This is a genomic window from Veillonella sp. LMAG:90, from assembly GCF_008679445.1.
Lineage (GTDB): Bacteria > Bacillota > Negativicutes > Veillonellales > Veillonellaceae > Veillonella_A.
Map to the genome: position 1 here is coordinate 1,479,923 of NZ_NAND01000001.1, position 17,789 is coordinate 1,497,711.

Below are 17,789 nucleotides of genomic sequence, written 5' to 3' on the forward strand. Positions count from 1 at the left end.
AGAGCGGTATAGAGAACGCAGAACGGCTCATTTTAGGAGCTATCATACTAATAAAAAAGCAATCCATAAGGCGAGAAACTCTGATTGACAGAGCCTTTGCCTGCGGATTGCTTTTTTGCTAGGTGGTCGTTTTAGGTTTTCGTTTTGTCCTATAAGCCTCGTTTTGACTATGGAGACATTGTTTTTTATAACAACTGTTCCATTAAATGACGGTGTTTTTTCAAGGAATTCATATAAAACGGTATGGTAGCAGCGTCCTCTTTAATAGGAATCTTGATGCGATTTTCGGGGACATGCCAATTCAGTTTGCTCACGTTGGTAATAAAGCTGGGCAAATTGGAAGCCGCTACTAAGGCATTAAATGTTTCCGGCTCGCTTTGCTTGATAAAGGTCGTTTCGGTCAATTGATTGACAAAATCCTCCCAAATGCCGAGCTGAGTACGCAGTAACATGGTTAAACCGGCTAAATCTTCTTTTGTGACAAATTCTCGGTCCGCCAACGGATGGTCGGGTGGAACAGTGAGTGACAACACTTCGTTAAAGAACAGTTCAGTAATCACTTTTGGGTTATCGATAGGCTTGTCGGTGATGACCAGCTGGCATTCTTCATTTAACAGCTTTTCTCTCAGTGTTTGGTCATCCGCCATTTCTGTGTTTAATTTTTGCTCTAACTTACGTTCTTTGGCTCGATACTCTACTTTATATAAAGGACCGGGCGCGGAGGCCCCCACATATAAGACCACTTGTTGTAACGCATATTGATGGATTTTTTGATAAAAATCATCCGTATGACGCAGTAATTGACGCGCTTGCGATACGGTGTAGTAACCGGTATCGGTAAGGGTCATGCGATTCTTGGTGCGTATAAATAATTGAATGCCCAGTTCATCTTCCAAGCGCTGCATGCTTCGCGTCAGAGCCGGTTGGGATATATTAAGCTGTTCTGCCGCTTTTGATAAAGTGCCGAAATCATTGAATGCAATTAATTGTTCTAATAAGATTAAATCAATCATGGTAAACTCCTTTTGGTGTAACGGTTACTACGAATTTACTATGCACAATAATTATAGCATACTCATAAAATTTTATCATAATAGATAGTTAGGCTTTTTCAAAATATTTAAAAACTTAGAACTATTTACTTGACTTGAAGTTAACATCAAGGAATATAATGGCAATGAAATAATAGCAAAATATGCTATCAAAAGCATTAAGCCATTATATTTTGAGATATTGAGAGAATTGGGAGGAATTTATATGACTCTAAAAAAATTTATTTTGCTATTCTTGTTGTTATTATAGGCGCAGGCCTGTTTTGGCTGAATTTTTCAAACGATAAAACTGATACGAGTACTACGACCGTGTCTACTAGTAATGTAGTATCCACTACGGATACAACTAAAGGGAACCACCGAAGCTTAATCGTATTTTTCTCGCGAACTAAAGGTGTTTACGGTGTAGGCGAATTGCCAATCGGTCACACCCATCGAATTGCCAATTACATTCAAAGCGCTACCGGGGTCGATATGTATGAAATTGTACCGGTAAAAGAATATCCGTCGGAGTATCGTGAAACTACGCAAGTAGCGAAGGCGGAACAGGCTAATAATGAAAGACCGGCTATTCAGGGACAAATTCCTGATTTGAGTCAATATGACACTATTTATATCGGTTCGCCAATTTGGTGGGGTGAGTACCCTATGGTTGTTCACACCTTCCTTGATCAAGTTAATTTGAATGGTAAAACTGTAATTCCGTTTACAACTCATGAAGGGTCCGGCTTAGGGAGTGTTGAAGCAGTCTTAGCAAAACAATTCCCTGGAGCCCATTTATTGGAAGGCTTAGCAATTCGTGGCAGCGAATCTGATTCCGATGCCGCTAAAACGGCTGTACAGACATGGCTGCAACGTATCGGTGTATTGGGTCAGTAAAGGGAGCGTGTAGATGGGGAATTTACTGCAAATATTTCGTTTGATAATATACTGGTTCATTCTGTCGGCCCCTTTGGTATACTTGATGAACACAGGTATAGTTGAGACTACGAGCAACTTAATTACCTATGATGTAGGCGTAATAGCTTATGTAGGATGGTTGTTAGCAGTCTATATAATAACAAAACCAAAATGGTTGCTCCGTGTGTTGCGCATTTCAGAAGTTATGGCTTGGCATCGGTTGTTGGGCCCTTTAACCTTACTGCTTGCGTTGGGACACTATTGGTTTTCTTTTTCCATGCATGAGGAAATCAAATATACCGGGCTTGGAGCTCTGGTAGCAGCTGTTATCGCCTTGTTGGTCGCCATAATTTGGCTCACACCGTTAAGTAAACAAGCGAAAACAACATTTGATTCTTTTAGGCAAGCTATGCGTCAGCTTTGGTCATATCAGACGGGACGATGGTTGCATCGTTTATATTTGTTGGCCATTGTGCTCGGTCTGGTCCATGTGCATATGATTCCACGCATTGCCGAGAGCCTATACTTTATGATGACATTTGATGCCTACACCTTATTTGTGTTGGCATCATATGCTTGTACGCCGAATAGGCATGACAAAACCCCCAGTTAAACTGGGGGTCGGTAAAAAATTCTTATAGAAAAGGAAAGAACCTCCTAATGATACAATGAAGTTGGTCTGGCAACCACAACATTTCAACTTAGGAGGTTCAATGTCAATGAATGACGTAAAAAGCTTATCACATAGTAAATGGAGATGTAAATACCATATTGTCTTTGCACCTAAGTATAGACGACAAGTTATATATGGGCGAATAAAAGTTGATATAGGGAAAATATTAAGAGATTTATGTACAAGAAAGAATGTGGAGATTATAGAGGCGGAGTGCTGCCCCGATCATATACATATGCTCGTTACTATACCTCCACATTTAAGTGTATCAAGTTTTATGGGGTATTTAAAGAGTAAAAGTAGCCTCATGATATTCGATAAACATGCTAATTTAAAATATAAGTATGGGAATCGACATTTTTGGTGTAGAGGATATTATGTGGATACGGTAGGCAGATACGAAGGAGCGATAAAGGAGTATATTCGCAATCAATTACAAGAAGATATAGCTCAAGATACGTTAAATTTTAAAGAATATATGGACCCGTTCACGGGTGAGCAGGTAAAGTAGGCAAAAATAAAAGCCCCCGAGTAGGGGGCAGCCAGTGGTAATAGAGTGGTTGTCAGATTACTCAAAGCCCTCTTTAGAGGGCAACCACTAGAGAAAGACCCTTATAGGGTCAGAGCAAACCACCCGTTCTACGGGTGGTTATGATTGGTATCGAATGAAGTAGTCACATTAGGCTGAGAGCTTAAGGTGAAACTATTTTACCATAAATAGAATGAACTCTGCCAAATAATCCGTTCGGCGTATTTTTAACTGGGAAAATACATCGAGCGGATTATTTTTTTGCAATGATTGCTTTATTAATTCTTTAAAATTACACTTCAGTATGCGTGTTGTTTATACATGAATAAAGAACCACTATTGTACTATTTTTAGAATATTAGATATGATACTAACAGTTCTTATACTAGTTGGAAATCAGATTTTTTGGCTGAAGTTAAAAATTTGAGATTAAAGAAGAGTTAAAAAGTGGAGGGAGAAGAACGAAAGACCCGCAATCAAAGGCTCCATACCTGATGTAAGCCAATATGATACTATCTATATCGGGTCGCCGATTTGGTGGGGCGAATATCCGATGGTGGTCCGTATGTTCCTCGATCAAGTTGATTTAAACGGTAAAACCGTGATTCCGTATACTACGCATGAAGGCTCCGGCTTAGGTAGCACTACAGCTATTTTAGTAAGCATATCTACATTTACTCTTTATCATTGAAAGAAAAGGATGGTTTTTTTGGAAGAAGTCATGAAAGCGAATAATTCTGTTGAAGCTACCGAAAATACTAAGTTTGGTATGACGCTCGTCATAACGTTACTATCATATTTTGTAATTCTCATGGATAATTCCATCGTGTTTACCAGTTCGCTACAGATTGGCGAATCATTACAGCTTGATTCCACTCATCTGGCTTGGGTATCTAATGCCTATACAATCACCTTTGGTGGTTTCTTACTTTTAGCCGGACGTTTATCTGATTTATTGGGGCGAAAACACATTTTTCAGCTGGGTCTCGTAATTTTTGCACTCAGTTCCTTAGCTATCGGTTACGCCCAGAGCGCGGCTATGCTAATCGGAGCCCGAGCCGTTCAGGGTATTGGCAGTGCGATTATTGCACCGACCAGTTTGGCTCTTATCATGGATGCGTATATCGGTGAAATGCGCAGTAAAGCCATAGCGTATTACGGAACCACCGCCGGTTTGGGATCCAGTATCGGGTTACTTATCGGCGGCGCCTTAACAAGTCTATTTTCCTGGCGAGTGGGTTTTCTGATTAATGTGCCTATCGCATTATTATTGGTAGTATTGACTTGGCGCTATATTAAGGATAGTGAAACAGTTAACAGCAAAATCGATTATTTGGGCAGCATTCTTTCCGTCATCGGTCTCAGCTCCTTAATTTACAGCTTAACTGCTGACAATAACGGATTTTGGTTTGCTATAATCGGTATCGTTTTCCTTGCTTTATTTTATTGGCGTGAAAAAAGCATTACGTTACCGATTATGCCACTGTCTCTATATACCCATAAAGTTCGGTTTGGCGCTTATATAACTCGATTACTATTTATGATGAGTGTGCTGCCGTATTGGTTTTTAATTCCGCAAATGCTACAACGAGCTTATGAGCTAACACCGTTTGGAGCGGGGCTAGCCTTTTTACCGATGACGATTCCACAATTTATGACTGCATTACAAGTTCCGCGTTTATCTCAATATTGGAAACAAAGTACCATAATGATGGTCGGTTCGGCACTAATCCTTCTTGGCCTTGTGGCCACGGCGCTTATTGATATTGAACAAGGTTATGTACTGGCCGTTGCCTTACCGATGATTCCGCTCGGCATGGGGCAAGCCATGGTTGTAACCACGGTGACATCGGCAGGTATTTTTGACACACCAAAAGAATTGGCCGGCGCAGCCAGCGGAATTACCAACACCATGCATCAAATAGGAGGTCCTATAGGTTTGTCTATTATTGTGGGGCTTAACGCATCGTACAGTGAAGGTCTCCTTATTATGGCCTCTTATACAGCTATTTCCATGATTATTATAAAAGCCTTTATTATGGGGCGCGATTAAATAACAGTTTGGTATAAATATGTAAGGCACAATAAAAAGCAATCCGCCTGAGTAAGATATCTATGAAATATCTTATAGGTAGATTGCTTTTTGTTTTTGTAACGAAAAGCAGTTAGCATTCAGTAATTGAACACTAACTGTTTAGCTATTATTTGCGTTTATGTTTATTTTGAGCTTTCTGTGGTTGTAATTTTGACGCATCCCGGGAGGCTCCATCGCCGTCGCCCCCATAGAGATGAGTATCATAGGAACCTTTTACCTGAAGGTAGATAAAGACGATAATCCCGATAATAATAACCGTAAGACTGGTCATCTGTGCCGATTTGAGGCCCATGGTGAGATTTACGTAGTCGCCACGTAAAAACTCGAGAAAGAAACGAGCCGTTGAGTATAAAATAGCATAGAGTACGAAAGTCTGACCTTTTTTGTGTGGTACTGTATTGAATAAGAGCAGTGCCACGAAAATGAGGATATCGATTTGACCCTCCCAGATTTCGGCCGGCCATAAGGGTTGAGCCCCGTAGGTTTTAAAGGCAAGGGTAGTTTCCGGATAGAGAATACCGAAATTACCGCCGGTGGGGTGTCCGAAAGCATCACCGTTCATGAGGTTTGCCATACGGCCTACAGATTGACCCAGAATTAAAGCCGGTGCAAACACATCGGCAAAAGCCCAAGTGTCGATATTATGTTTCCTTACATACCAAATACCCGCTAAGGTACCGAGCACGACGCCCCCTTGAATGGCCATACCCCCTTGCCATACAAAGGGAATCTCTAAGAGATGATGTTGATAATAATCCCAGTCGAAGAAAAACACATCCCAAAGACGGGCACCGATAATACCGGCAATACCGGTGGTGATAGCGAAATCGAACATGTGAACATGCCAACCGCGGCCGTCTCGTTTAAATAAATAATAGGCTACTGCGGCGGCGCAGAAAATACCTAACGATAAGAGCAGACCGTAAGCTCGAATCGGAAAGTCTCCTATATAAAATAAATATTGATGCATAATTACCTCCTCATAAATAGTATATATTCATTATAACGGAGCGCCATTCTTATGACAAATAAAAAGGGGGTATGTTATAATAAAAAATATCGTAGGAGGAGGCGATTAAGAGTGATAACTATTTCATTTTTAGGCCCTCACGGGACGTTTACGGAAGAAGCTCTGAATCGTCTGTGTGAGTGTCAATCATTGATGATACAAAAAGAGGCGATGAATACTATTGATGAAGCTATTGAAGCGGCCATGTTGGGACATGTGGATTATGCTTTCGTACCGGTCGAAAATTCTTTGGGCGGTACGGTTTTGACAACAATAGATTATTTGGCAGAACACGGCGGCGTGGAAATACGAGCTGAAATCTGCATGCCTATTCGCCATTATTTATGGGGCTTGCCGGGCAGTGCGGCCAATGAAATAACCATGATTTATTCCCATCCGCAGGCATTGAGACAATGTAAAATGTTTTTGCAAAAACAGGCTAAACAGGCTCAACAAATTGTGACGGATTCTACGGCACAAGGGGCCGGCATTGTGGCTCAATCGCAGTCATTAGCCAAAGCAGCCATTGGCGGCGAGGCTATGGGCATAAAATACGGCTTGGTTAAATTAACCGATCAAATTCAAGATAATATGCTTAATTTGACGCGCTTTATTTTGGTAAAACCAAATCATCACATAACGTTTGATGCCACTATGACAACGGGGAAGGTGTCTTTACAATGTGAATTGGAAGGCTTGCGTCCGGGCTCATTGTGGGAATGCTTAGGGATTTTTGCCAAACGGCAAATCAATTTGGTTAAAATCGAATCGCGTCCGACCAAAGGACGTCTCGGTGAGTATAAATTTTTCCTTGATCTTCAGATATTAGATAATGGACCTCAAATTTCGGAGGCGCTGGCTGAACTTAAAGAATTGGCCACGTCTTTGCAACTATTGGGGGCCTATGAAACATATATTGTCGAGTAAAAGCACCTAAGAAGACTTTTAAGGTTGAGTACAAACAGCTGATAATAAATAAAAGTCTATTAAAGCTAAGCAAACTCATAAAAAATGGAATTTACTATATAAAAGAAAGGATGTATATGAAGAAAATTTTGACTCGTGCCGTATTGGCAGCGTTAGTGACGCTTTCCGCCACCGGCGCCCAGGCGGCATCTATTGAAGTGACTAAAGAAAGCAGCAGTTTAATCAAAATAGATAACTCTGTAAAATATAAAGCATCGCAAGCTACTAGTAATGGTAAAGTAACGGTTTCTAAGGAGGCCGGCAATGACCTTAGCGGCACGGAATCGGTGCAACCTATTTTTATTCGTACATTGGCTGGTCAGACCAGTGATGCGGGGGAATTGGCTATCGTGGAAGACGGCCATATATTTATCCCTTTAAGCGTATATCAGACGGTAAATTTAAATACTATCAGTATAAAAAATAACAAGGCCTATATTGCGTTGCCGGCACCCCGTCGTGCCGGTGACATGAGCTACAACGGCGATCGCCGTAACGGTGTACGTACCATTCAATTGGCTACGATAGAGCGCAACGGAACAACATATGTAGACATGAGTGCCACATCACCGCTTCTTGGCGTACAGGCGATTCGTACAAAGACGGGTATTGAATTGAAGGCACCCTTAGGGGCTTTAGATATTCCAACGCGTAAGGAAATAAAGGGTTCTTTGGCATGGGTATTCGATCCTACTGTGTCTGCTTCTTATGGGGTACCGGTAGCGAAGAGCGGTACCTCCGTTGTTTCGCCAACATGGTTTGATTTGTCTGAAAAAGGCTTGGCTGTTAAAAACGGTGTAAGCCTGACGTACGCCAATACTTATAAAGACGAGGGGTATCGTGTATGGCCGTTGGTGACGAATCAGTTTGATCCGGATTTAACGAGTAAAATCTTAAATGACAAGAAATACTGGCAAACCATTGCGGATGATATGGTATTGTATGCGTTGACCTATGGTTATGACGGCTATAATTTAGATTTTGAAGATGTGCATTATAAGGATAAAGCAAAACTTACGAGTTTTGTAACATACCTTACACAACGTCTTCATGAGTTTAATATCTATGTTTCTATGGATGTAACGGGCTATTCCGATAGTGAAAACTGGTCCATGGTATACGATCGTAAGCATTTAGGCAAAGTCCTCGATTATATGGTGCTCATGGCCTATGACGAAGTGTGGGCATCCAGTCCGGAAGCGGGCCCGGTTGCCAGCTATCCGTGGGTAAAACGCAATGCTACGGCGCTTACTCGCGAAGTTTCACCTGAAAAAATCGTCCTTGGCGTACCGTATTATATGCGTGTATGGCAGCGTACTATTTCCGTAGATGATAAAGGGAAAGTTACCTACGGTAAAGCTAAGAGCCGTACGCTTACTATGAAAGAAGCAGAGGAATTAAAAGCTATTTATGCTGATAGAGTGCAGTGGGATGATGATTTGAAATTACACTATTTGCGATTCGGTAATGATGAATTAGGTGAACAATTATTGGCCTATGCGGAAACCGGCAAAGAGCCGAGAATTGCCGGTGGCTTGCGGAATAAGTCGGCTACCATTTCCGAAGTGTGGTTTGAAGACGAAGCATCTATGGCCTACAAGCGTGAGCTCATGAGTGAGCTTAAATTAGCGGGCTTTGCAGCATGGCGAAAAGGTTTTGAAACTTCATCTTTCCGTCAATTTATGTACAATGATGCGGTGCCGGCAAAGAATGTTCCACACGGTACGGCTAAAAAGATTACTAAATTGCCTAGCTTTAATGGCAACGAATCGGCTGCGACTAAGCAGAATGCCGGTGCTAATCCTTTTACTAGCAGTGGTGAAACGGCCGGTACAGTATCAGCCGGTGCTACTTCAACGGGCGTAGCTGTTACCGGTTCAAGTTCTACGAAAGTGGCAGTAACAAAAGAATCGTAACACATCCCATGTTGACGGTATTGTTATAATAGTAATATAATTAAATTTAAGACTTGAAGATAAAATAAAACGGTATAGACTTGAGGAATTTGAGTTTGAGGAGGCTGTGGCATGAACGAAAAATATGTAGCCCAGGACATTGAAAAGAAATGGCAAGCGTATTGGCTTGAACACAATACGTTTAAGACCGACTATGATGAAAGTAAAGAAAAATATTATGTACTCGAAATGTTCCCATATCCATCGGGGAATTTACATATGGGGCATGTGCGTAACTACTCCATTGGTGACGTAGTAGCTCGTTTTAAAAAAATGAAGGGCTTCAACGTACTTCATCCAATGGGCTGGGATGCCTTCGGTATGCCGGCAGAAAATGCGGCTATTAAACATGGCATTGCACCAAGCAAATGGACTTATGAAAACATTGCTAATATGAAACGTCAGCAGCAAGAGCTCGGTTTATCCTACGATTGGGACCGTGAAGTAGCTACCTGTAAGGAAGATTACTATCGTTGGACCCAGTGGTTGTTCCAACAGTTTTACAAAAAAGGCTTAGCTTACAAAAAAGAAGCCAAAGTAAACTGGTGTGAGCATTGTCATACAGTGCTTGCTAACGAACAGGTTATTGACGGCCTTTGCTGGCGTTGTGACAACAAGGTTGAAAAGAAAGACCTTAAACAGTGGTTCTTAAAGATTACAGACTACGCAGATCGTTTATTAAACGATTTGGATAAACTCGACCACTGGCCTGAACGCGTTAAAACAATGCAGAAAAACTGGATTGGTCGCAGTGAAGGGGCTCAGTTCGCTTTTGAAATCCCTGAAATCAATAAAAATATTGAAGTCTATACGACTCGTGTTGATACGATTTACGGTGTTTCCTATATCGTATTGGCTCCGGAACATCCGTATGTAGAAGAATTAATCGCCAATAAACCGAATAAAGCGGAATTGGACGCATTCATTCACAAAGTACGCAATTTGAACGAAATTGACCGTACCTCTACGGATGTTGAAAAAGAAGGTCTTTTCACCGGCGCTTATGCCAAACATCCGATGACCGGTAAAGATATCCCTATTTGGATTGCCAACTACGTACTCGTTGATTACGGTACCGGTGCCGTTATGGGTTCGCCGGCTCATGATGAACGGGATAATAAATTTGCTCGCAAATACAATTTGCCGATTTTACCGGTTGTCCAAAATGAAGATAACAGCTTAACTTTTGACGAATGGCAAACGGAAGCTCATGAAGACGGTATCCTTATCAATTCCGAAGAATATAACGGTATGCCTTCTGCGGAAGCACGCGAAGCTATTATCAAAAACTTGGAAGAACGCGGCATAGGCCGTAAGATGGTTAACTATCGTCTGCGTGATTGGTTGATTTCCCGTCAGCGTTATTGGGGCGTGCCAATTCCGGTTGTATACTGCGATAAATGCGGTGAACAACTCGTGCCTGAAGAAGAATTGCCTGTTCGTTTGCCGGAAGATGTAACCTTTGATGCAGGTGCTATTTCACCGTTGGCTACATCTGAAAACTTCGTAAAAACCACTTGTCCTAAGTGTGGTGGCGAAGCTCGTCGTGAAATCGATACCATGGATACATTCATCGATTCCTCTTGGTATTTTCTTCGTTATACCGATGCTCGTAACGATAAAGAAGCGTTTAATAAGAAATTGGCTGATTACTGGATGGATGTAGACCAATACATCGGCGGTATCGAACATGCAATCTTGCACTTATTGTATTCTCGTTTCTTCGTAAAAGTAGTTCATGATTTGGGCCTTGTAAGCTATGACGAACCATTCAAAGGTTTGTTGACTCAGGGCATGGTGCTTAAAGAAGGCAGCAAAATGTCCAAATCTAAGGGCAATGTTGTATCCCCTGAAGAAATCGTTGCGAAATACGGTGCCGATACGGCTCGTCTTTTCATCCTCTTCGCGGCACCGGTAGAACGTGACCTCGACTGGAGCGATGAAGGCGTTGAAGGCTCTTATCGTTTCTTGAATCGTGTATGGCGTATCGTTGATGCGTACCAAGAATTGGCTAAAGCAGGTCATAGTGAAAAATTATCGAAAGATGAATTTGCCCTTCGTCGTGAATTACACCGCGTTATTAAAAAAGTAACCGAAGACCTTGACGGTAAATTCAACTTTAATACGGCTATTTCCAGCATCATGGAATTAGTTAATGCTATGTATCAGTTCAAAGACAGTCATGATACAGTACAGGCTGATTTAGGCCATGAATTGGTTGAAAAATTACTGCTCATGTTAGCTCCGTTTACACCGCATATTACGGAAGAGTTGTGGCATGAAGTAGGTAAAACCGGCAGCATTCATCAGCAAGATTGGCCAATTTATGAAGAAGCGGCCCTTGTAATCGATGAAGTTGAAATCGCCGTACAAGTTAACGGTAAAGTACGCGATAAAATGACGATTCCGGTAGATATGCCTAAAGCCGATTTGGAAGCTCAGGCATTGGCCCTTGATCGTGTAAAAGAATTTACAGACGGTAAAACTGTAGCTAAAGTCATCATTATTCCAAATATAATTGTGAATATTGTTGTTAAATAATTAGTAGAATGATATGAGATAATATGCACAATTTAAATTTTAAATTGTGCATATTTCTGTATAAGCTTAAGTTAGACAGGTCGATATACGTGAAACAATATCATTTATAGCATAATGAGGAGGTGTCATATGCCTAAACGCAGTGACTATATTAGTTGGGATGAATATTTTATGGGCGTAGCCATCTTGGCAGCTCAGCGTTCCAAAGATCCGAATACCCAGGTCGGCGCCTGTATCGTTAGTCAGGATAACAAGATTTTATCCATCGGCTACAACGGTATGCCGCTTGGTTGCAGCGACGATGAATTCGCTTGGGGACGCGATGCAGACCACGATAATAAATATTTTTACATCGTTCACAGTGAATTAAATGCCATTTTAAACTATCGCGGCGGTTCATTGGAAGGCAGTAAGATTTATGTCACCTTATTTCCTTGTAATGAATGTGCTAAAGCGATTATTCAAAGTGGCATTCGCGAAGTGATTTATTGGCAGGATAAATACAAAGACACAGCGGAAGTTATAGCCTCGAAACGAATGCTCAGAACCGCCGGTGTGCAGATAACGGAGTATATACCGACAGGGCGCACGGTAAATATTAGCGTGTAGGGCGCGGTTTCTTCTTGCGCGGTATTGCAAAAACAGGGCAGTCAGGCGGTCAGTATTAGTGCTTAGCCCGCTATGTCTTAATAAATAATGTGTAAAAAACATGGCGAGCTACATAATCAGCAATCAACAATCCTCTTAGTCTGTCTGTTTTTTTATATTAGAGCCTAAGAAAACATTGCGGGCTATAGTACTAAAAACTCGATGCGGCTCACTGCCCATTTTTATGCGTACCGCAGTCAAGAAGACCCAAAGCGCACTACAACGCTAATATTGGAGGAAGAGAGGAGAAGGAATTACCAAGAAAAAACAAAGCGCACTACAACGCTAATATTGGGGGAGTGGGAATGAATTGTTAAGTCTCCCTCGCACTTCACCTCTCTATTTTTGAAGAAGCGACGGACGAGGGGGATTTTTTCTATCATGTTCTCGGGCGGGTGTTAATATAATGGCCTCGCCTGCTTATTGCACTTATGAGCCTAATCGGAAGGTTGAGTATGAAGTGTAGCACTATTTTAAAAGAAAGAGCGGCAGTTATTTCATAAGATTCCGTTCTTAGAAGCTTACGAGGGCGAGTTTATGTAGGAGTATAGCACTATATAAAAAAGAAAAAGCATTAGTGACCTTGAACGACCTTTGCTCTGTAGAGCCTGGGAGGAGAGGTTACTAATGCTTTTTCTTTATTTATTTTGTCCTCGTAAGCTTATAGAGAACGTTTGCGTGAGGTGCTGCCGCTCTTTCTTTGGCAAAAAGGCTCAATCGAACTATCCGATTAAGCTCTTGAGAGCTGAAGGAGCTAGGCCTTATATTAACAACCTTCCGTTTTTCATGACTTGAATAACATCCCCCTCGAACGTCGTTCCTTCAATATTCATATCTTCATGTCCAATCATGAAGTCGACGTGGGTCAGGGAGTCATTCAGGCCTTCCGCTTTCAGTTCTTCTTTGCTCATGCCGTCGCTGTTGGCAAGGCAGGTTGGGTAAGCTGCACCGATAGCCAGGTGGCAGGAGGCGTTTTCATCATACAGTGTTTCGAAGTAGACACGATTGGATTGACTGATTGGGGAGTAGTGGTCTACGAGAGCCACTTCGCCGAGATAAGCGGAGCCCTCGTCGGTTTCGATAAGGTGTTTCAGATGTTCCTTACCAACTTTTGCATCGTAGTCAACGATTTTGCCGTTTTCAAAAGTAAAATGGAATTCATTGATTTCATTGCCCTGATAAATAAGCGGCTTTGTGCTGTACACAATGCCGTTAACCCCATTGTATTGAGGGGCACTGAATACTTCTTCGGTTGGAATGTTGGCATCGAAGATGGTTCCGTTTTTAGCAGCCTCTGCACCGCCTTGCCACAAATGGTTTTTAGGAAGATCAATACGTAAGTCGGTGCCGTTGGAGCAAGTGTAATGAAGTGTTTTAAAATGATAGTCATTCATGGCTTTGGTACGATGGCCAAGGCGTTCTAAATGTTTTGGCAAAGTTTTTTCGTCAGCGACGTTTTCAAGACGGCAGAGCGTGAAAATTTCAGACCATAAGGTATCGAGTTTTTCAGAATCGGTACCGGTGAAGCCTAATAGTTCAGCCCAGCGCAAGGTCGCCACGGAGGCTACGCACCAGGTGAGGGTGGAATCCATGATGGCTTCGTGATAGAAAGCAAGCGTTTTATTTAAGTTACGAGACTGCATAGCAATGCGTTCCGATGGAACACCGGCTAGTGCTTTCGGATTAGCGCTGATGAGGGATAAAAAGGCGGCGCCTCTATCAACATAGGTTTGATAATAGGTAGGAATCCAAGGGGCCGGATTGGATAATACATCTTCCGGCGCATGAAGGAGTCGTTCTTTACCGATTTCGGTGGAACGCCAATTTACTACTACTTCTTTAGCCCCTAATGCATAGGCTTCCTTAGTTACGATTAGGGCAAAGTCGCTGTTTTCTACATCCACATTGATAACTAAGGTTTGATCTTTTTGAAGGTTTACGCCGGTTGTCAAAAGAGCGTGTGCATAATTTTTTAAACGATTTGTTTCCATAAAATACATCCTTTCTATTACTGTGTCCATACGAAGTTTTATGATTCTTATCTTTAGTTACTCATACCATTAGTGCGCATGCGCACCAGTGGTGGAATTAAGTAGGACTTATATTTTCAATCACGAAACCCTAACTAAGAATATAAAATTAAGTTTTGGGAGGGTTTTGTAATGGAACAGCTAAAAAAGCATAAAAAAGTATGGTTACTTCTAGCTATATCTATATTTTTATATTTAGTGGTGCTAAGGCCTATTATATCAGATTCATCGGAGCAAATGAATACATCCGATGTGGTGGCTGCTTCTACATCCGGAAATAGGAGTGTTAATGATGGTGAAGCCGATAGTTCGCTAATAAACAGAAGTAGTAAAGGGAGTGGCCATTCTAATAGCACTTCGACGGACAATCGTAACAGTGATTTCAATAACAATTCAGGCGGCGATAATCAGTTTGTTTATGTAACGGGTGCTGTGGAAACTCCCGGATTATACAAAGTGCGCGAAGGTGAAACCGTAGGCGATGTGATTCAAGGGGCGGGCGGTTTATTACCGTATGCTTCGGTGGATACCTTAAATTTGGCGGAAGTTGCTACCAGCGGCAGTCATATCCATGTGACGTTTAATTTCATGGGAAACCCGGAAGAACTTTTGCGTAGGCAAAAGATAAATATTAATACGGCGACGGAGCAGGAATTGACTAAATTATCCGGTGTGGGGCCGGGAACGGCTAAGAAGATTATTGCTTATCGGGAGCAATCGGGACCTTTTAAAGCGATTGAAGATCTTAAAAAGGTAAAGGGAATTGGGGACGCTACGTTTAAGAAATTGGCACCCCATATTACCGTTTGAGCAGCACGCTTTAAGAAAAATGATTTAAGTAAAATGATTTAAGCAAAATGATTTAAACAATATAGTTTAAGCGAAATATTTTGTGCGGATCTATTTCAATCAATCAGATTATTTTGTTAATAATTGATGTGACGAAAAAATTTTTTATAAAAATTTTTAAAAATTTGGAGCCAAATTGAAGTCTGAAACGTTTATATGTATGAGGAGTAATATGGGTGAGCAAATATCATGGCAGAAAATTGTAGCGCCAGGTAAAAAGGTATTATATTTTTTTACTTATACGGAATGGGGTGCCATACTATGGCTGGCGCCGGCTTGGGGAATCGTGTTTGCCTACGGACAACGCTATGAATTCACTAACCCGATGATTGTTTTTCTCTGTAGTATTTGGTATTTCATTTGGCTGATTTGGCAGCGAGGAGGTAAAAATAAGAAGCAAAGCTATATCTATGCCGGTCCCACTATAAGTGCTACGGACATGGTGCGCCAAGGTATTACATCTTCTTATGTACAAGCTATTATCGTTGGATTGTTATTGGTTTTAGCGAGTATGGGATACTATCATACAAAAAGCGAGATTGACGAGTATTATGAGGTTAACCCTTACTATATGGGGGCTGAAGGAATATATACAGTTCGTGTTCTGAATTTGCCGGAATCAGTTATCCTGCAAGATAAAGAATTTCTGCGCTTTGAAGGCGATTTAGTTACTATGATACCAAAAAAAGAAGCCACCGAGTCAAAGCCGTTAAAAGCGGACGGTCAACTTATGGTATATGTGGCGCCTACCGAAGCTATGAAGGCAAAGCCTATCTTGCCCGGTCAATATGTGATGGTAAAAGGCAGGACGAGTAAACTGTTACAGGCTCCCGAAGAAGGTCGCATCGATTTGCGCCCCCGTTATCTGGCAGCCCATCGCGTAGGCAATCTATATGAAGGGACTTTTGAGGGCTTTGATACAGCGGTGAGACCAAACTGGTATGAGCGTATTAACGATAGAATCGATTATCTATTGGGGGTGACCCGTTGGCAACTGATGAATCAGATAGCTGCTAATTTACCCGGTGAAATGGCTGCCGTAGGACAGAGTTTATTGCTTGGCGGTGGCTATGGAGCTATCGATGCGTCTGTTATGGATTCGTTTGCCAAAACGGGGTTAATCCACATCTTATCTGTATCCGGCTCTCACGTAGCCCTATTATTCGGGTTTGTGTTTGTTGTTGCTCATATTATGGGGGTACCCAAGAAAAAAGCGACTTACGGTGCCATCGTCTTTGTTATATTATATTGTGCTATTGTGGGGTTCAATCCGCCCGTGGTGCGTTCCGCTGTCATGGGTATTATTATGGGAATTGCTCTAATTCGAGGCGAGGTGTATCATAGTCGGCAGGCTCTGAATATAAGTGCGGCTCTTATGTTGGCGTATGAACCGCTTTTGTTCTTGGATATCAGTTTTCAACTCTCCTTAGGTGCCACCTATGGCATATTACTCTTCAGCCGCACTTTGTATCAGCGTTTGCCGAAAGGCTGGCCCTATATTATGGGCCCCATCAGTTTATGCCTTAGTGCGCAAATTTTAATTTGGCCGTTGCAACTTTATTATTTTCATCTTATGGGGTACGGATCCTTTTTGGCAGCCGTTATTGTCGGTCCTTTATTGGATTTAGCCATATTGGCTACTGCTGTGCTGTTGCTTTTGCACTGGTTAATTCCAGTAGGCAGTTTATGGTATTTGCTGGGGCTCCTTTTGCGGTTATCCCTCTTTTTAAACTTTACGATTGCTTCATTGCCGGGAGCGGTTATGTGGTTAGGGGCATTGCCGGTGTGGCTTGGCACTATATATGTTATATGTTGTCGTCATTTATATGCTATTATGCATGAATGGAGGGTTCGCTCGCTTTTTTATGAAAACATCACAATGAGTCTGTTATTTATTGTGCTTCTCTTACCCTTAATTCATTTGTCGAGTGAACAAGTTTTTATTCATACGATTCCGGTTAATAGAGGAGCTGCTTTTTTAGTCATTAAAGAGGAACCGTTAAAAACTGCTAAAGCTTTTTTATATATGACTACAGGCGGTAAAGGCGTATCGAATATGACGCGAAGCTCCATAGTCAACAGCGTTCATTATTATGGTATCGAACGCCTCAATGGTGTTATAATGCAAGAGGTAAATGAAGGTAATGAAAAAAGTATCATAACCCTACTGCATAGCTTGGAATTTCCTGTGAGCGCAATACATAAAAGCGATATGAATCAAGATACTTATATAGGGCGTAATAGTGCAGATTTCGACAAGCTTGTTAGGGAGTATCCAAATCAGATTTTGGTGGAAGGACCAAGGGGAGGATTCCTATTCGGTAATGGACAAATTAGCGAAAACAATCTAAAATTAATAGAGACGAAACAATATATTGTAGGAACTACTAACAGCGCTACAGCATCAAGGGGCGATGACGGTCCGTCAGGTCCGGTTGCCATTGTATATTGGCCGAGCTCCGGCAATTACGCTGATGTAGATCCGGCGGATTCAACCAGATATATTACGGGCACACGTGTTGTCCCGGATTTTTTATTGTAG

At 41.8% G+C, this 17,789-nt stretch carries 13 protein-coding genes and 1 pseudogene; 11 read left to right on the top strand and 3 right to left on the bottom strand.

Going from position 1 to position 17,789, the window contains the following annotated elements; genetic code table 11:
- Positions 1–185: 185 nt before the first annotated feature.
- The gene (locus tag CCC71_RS06485; protein WP_226974043.1) at positions 186–1,013 is read right to left on the bottom strand and encodes a LysR family transcriptional regulator; all 828 of its coding nucleotides are present in this window, start codon (positions 1,011–1,013) and stop codon (positions 186–188) included.
- Between the two features lie 348 nt (positions 1,014–1,361).
- Here CCC71_RS06485 and CCC71_RS06490 point away from each other — a divergent pair, with 348 nt between their 5' ends.
- The 5 genes and pseudogenes from CCC71_RS06490 to CCC71_RS06510 all read left to right on the top strand — a co-directional run bounded on the left by CCC71_RS06490 (position 1,362) and on the right by CCC71_RS06510 (position 5,207).
- Positions 1,362–1,931, top strand: a complete 570-nt coding sequence (locus tag CCC71_RS06490; RefSeq protein WP_021841052.1) for a flavodoxin — start codon at positions 1,362–1,364, stop codon at positions 1,929–1,931.
- Between the two features lie 85 nt (positions 1,932–2,016).
- Entirely contained in the window at positions 2,017–2,565 is a 549-nt protein-coding gene (locus CCC71_RS06495; RefSeq protein ID WP_296333312.1) for a hypothetical protein, read from the top strand.
- Positions 2,566–2,671: 106 nt separating this feature from the next.
- Entirely contained in the window at positions 2,672–3,136 is a 465-nt protein-coding gene (gene tnpA / locus CCC71_RS06500; protein ID WP_156703932.1) for an IS200/IS605 family transposase, read from the top strand.
- 478 nt (positions 3,137–3,614) lie between these two features.
- A pseudogene (locus CCC71_RS06505) lies at positions 3,615–3,845 on the top strand (flavodoxin); the annotation flags it as partial.
- A gap of 18 nt (positions 3,846–3,863) precedes the next feature.
- Complete coding sequence (locus CCC71_RS06510; protein WP_295223237.1) at positions 3,864–5,207, top strand: MFS transporter; 1,344 nt, start codon at positions 3,864–3,866, stop codon at positions 5,205–5,207.
- A 148-nt stretch (positions 5,208–5,355) separates the two neighbouring features.
- Here the strand turns inward: CCC71_RS06510 and lgt are convergent, their stop codons facing one another.
- The gene (gene lgt / locus CCC71_RS06515; protein WP_296333315.1) at positions 5,356–6,219 is read right to left on the bottom strand and encodes a prolipoprotein diacylglyceryl transferase; all 864 of its coding nucleotides are present in this window, start codon (positions 6,217–6,219) and stop codon (positions 5,356–5,358) included.
- A 111-nt stretch (positions 6,220–6,330) separates the two neighbouring features.
- Here lgt and pheA point away from each other — a divergent pair, with 111 nt between their 5' ends.
- From pheA to CCC71_RS06535, 4 genes are all read left to right on the top strand, one after another.
- The gene (gene pheA / locus CCC71_RS06520; RefSeq protein WP_021841048.1) at positions 6,331–7,185 is read left to right on the top strand and encodes a prephenate dehydratase; all 855 of its coding nucleotides are present in this window, start codon (positions 6,331–6,333) and stop codon (positions 7,183–7,185) included.
- A 116-nt stretch (positions 7,186–7,301) separates the two neighbouring features.
- Positions 7,302–9,140 carry a glycosyl hydrolase family 18 protein gene (locus CCC71_RS06525; RefSeq protein WP_021841047.1) on the top strand — a complete coding sequence of 613 codons (1,839 nt, stop codon included), beginning with the start codon at positions 7,302–7,304 and terminating at the stop codon, positions 9,138–9,140.
- Between the two features lie 111 nt (positions 9,141–9,251).
- Positions 9,252–11,720, top strand: coding sequence for a leucine--tRNA ligase (gene leuS / locus CCC71_RS06530; RefSeq protein WP_296333318.1), 2,469 nt, complete (start codon positions 9,252–9,254; stop codon positions 11,718–11,720).
- Between the two features lie 129 nt (positions 11,721–11,849).
- Positions 11,850–12,329 (top strand): deoxycytidylate deaminase, encoded by a 480-nt coding sequence (locus tag CCC71_RS06535; protein WP_021841045.1) that lies wholly within the window; start codon positions 11,850–11,852, stop codon positions 12,327–12,329.
- 800 nt (positions 12,330–13,129) lie between these two features.
- Here the strand turns inward: CCC71_RS06535 and CCC71_RS06540 are convergent.
- On the bottom strand, positions 13,130–14,359 hold the full coding sequence (locus CCC71_RS06540) for an aminopeptidase (RefSeq protein ID WP_296333321.1): 1,230 nt from the start codon (positions 14,357–14,359) through the stop codon (positions 13,130–13,132).
- 171 nt (positions 14,360–14,530) lie between these two features.
- On the opposite strand from CCC71_RS06540, the gene CCC71_RS06545 reads away from it, so the two are divergent.
- Positions 14,531–15,208: a ComEA family DNA-binding protein gene (locus tag CCC71_RS06545; RefSeq protein ID WP_021841043.1), complete on the top strand. Its 678-nt coding sequence runs from the start codon at positions 14,531–14,533 to the stop codon at positions 15,206–15,208.
- 211 nt (positions 15,209–15,419) lie between these two features.
- The gene (locus CCC71_RS06550) at positions 15,420–17,789 is read left to right on the top strand and encodes a ComEC/Rec2 family competence protein (protein WP_021841042.1); all 2,370 of its coding nucleotides are present in this window, start codon (positions 15,420–15,422) and stop codon (positions 17,787–17,789) included.

Bases quoted from the DNA above. Each gene is read 5' to 3' on its own strand.
- CCC71_RS06485 (WP_226974043.1), bottom strand. From the start codon at position 1,013: ATGATTGATTTAATCTTATTAGAACAATTAATTGCATTCAATGATTTC.
- CCC71_RS06495 (WP_296333312.1), top strand. From the start codon at position 2,017: ATGAACACAGGTATAGTTGAGACTACGAGCAACTTAATTACCTATGAT.
- tnpA (WP_156703932.1), top strand. From the start codon at position 2,672: ATGAATGACGTAAAAAGCTTATCACATAGTAAATGGAGATGTAAATAC.
- lgt (WP_296333315.1), bottom strand. From the start codon at position 6,219: ATGCATCAATATTTATTTTATATAGGAGACTTTCCGATTCGAGCTTAC.
- CCC71_RS06525 (WP_021841047.1), top strand. From the start codon at position 7,302: ATGAAGAAAATTTTGACTCGTGCCGTATTGGCAGCGTTAGTGACGCTT.
- leuS (WP_296333318.1), top strand. From the start codon at position 9,252: ATGAACGAAAAATATGTAGCCCAGGACATTGAAAAGAAATGGCAAGCG.
- CCC71_RS06535 (WP_021841045.1), top strand. From the start codon at position 11,850: ATGCCTAAACGCAGTGACTATATTAGTTGGGATGAATATTTTATGGGC.
- CCC71_RS06540 (WP_296333321.1), bottom strand. From the start codon at position 14,359: ATGGAAACAAATCGTTTAAAAAATTATGCACACGCTCTTTTGACAACC.
- CCC71_RS06545 (WP_021841043.1), top strand. From the start codon at position 14,531: ATGGAACAGCTAAAAAAGCATAAAAAAGTATGGTTACTTCTAGCTATA.
- CCC71_RS06550 (WP_021841042.1), top strand. From the start codon at position 15,420: ATGGGTGAGCAAATATCATGGCAGAAAATTGTAGCGCCAGGTAAAAAG.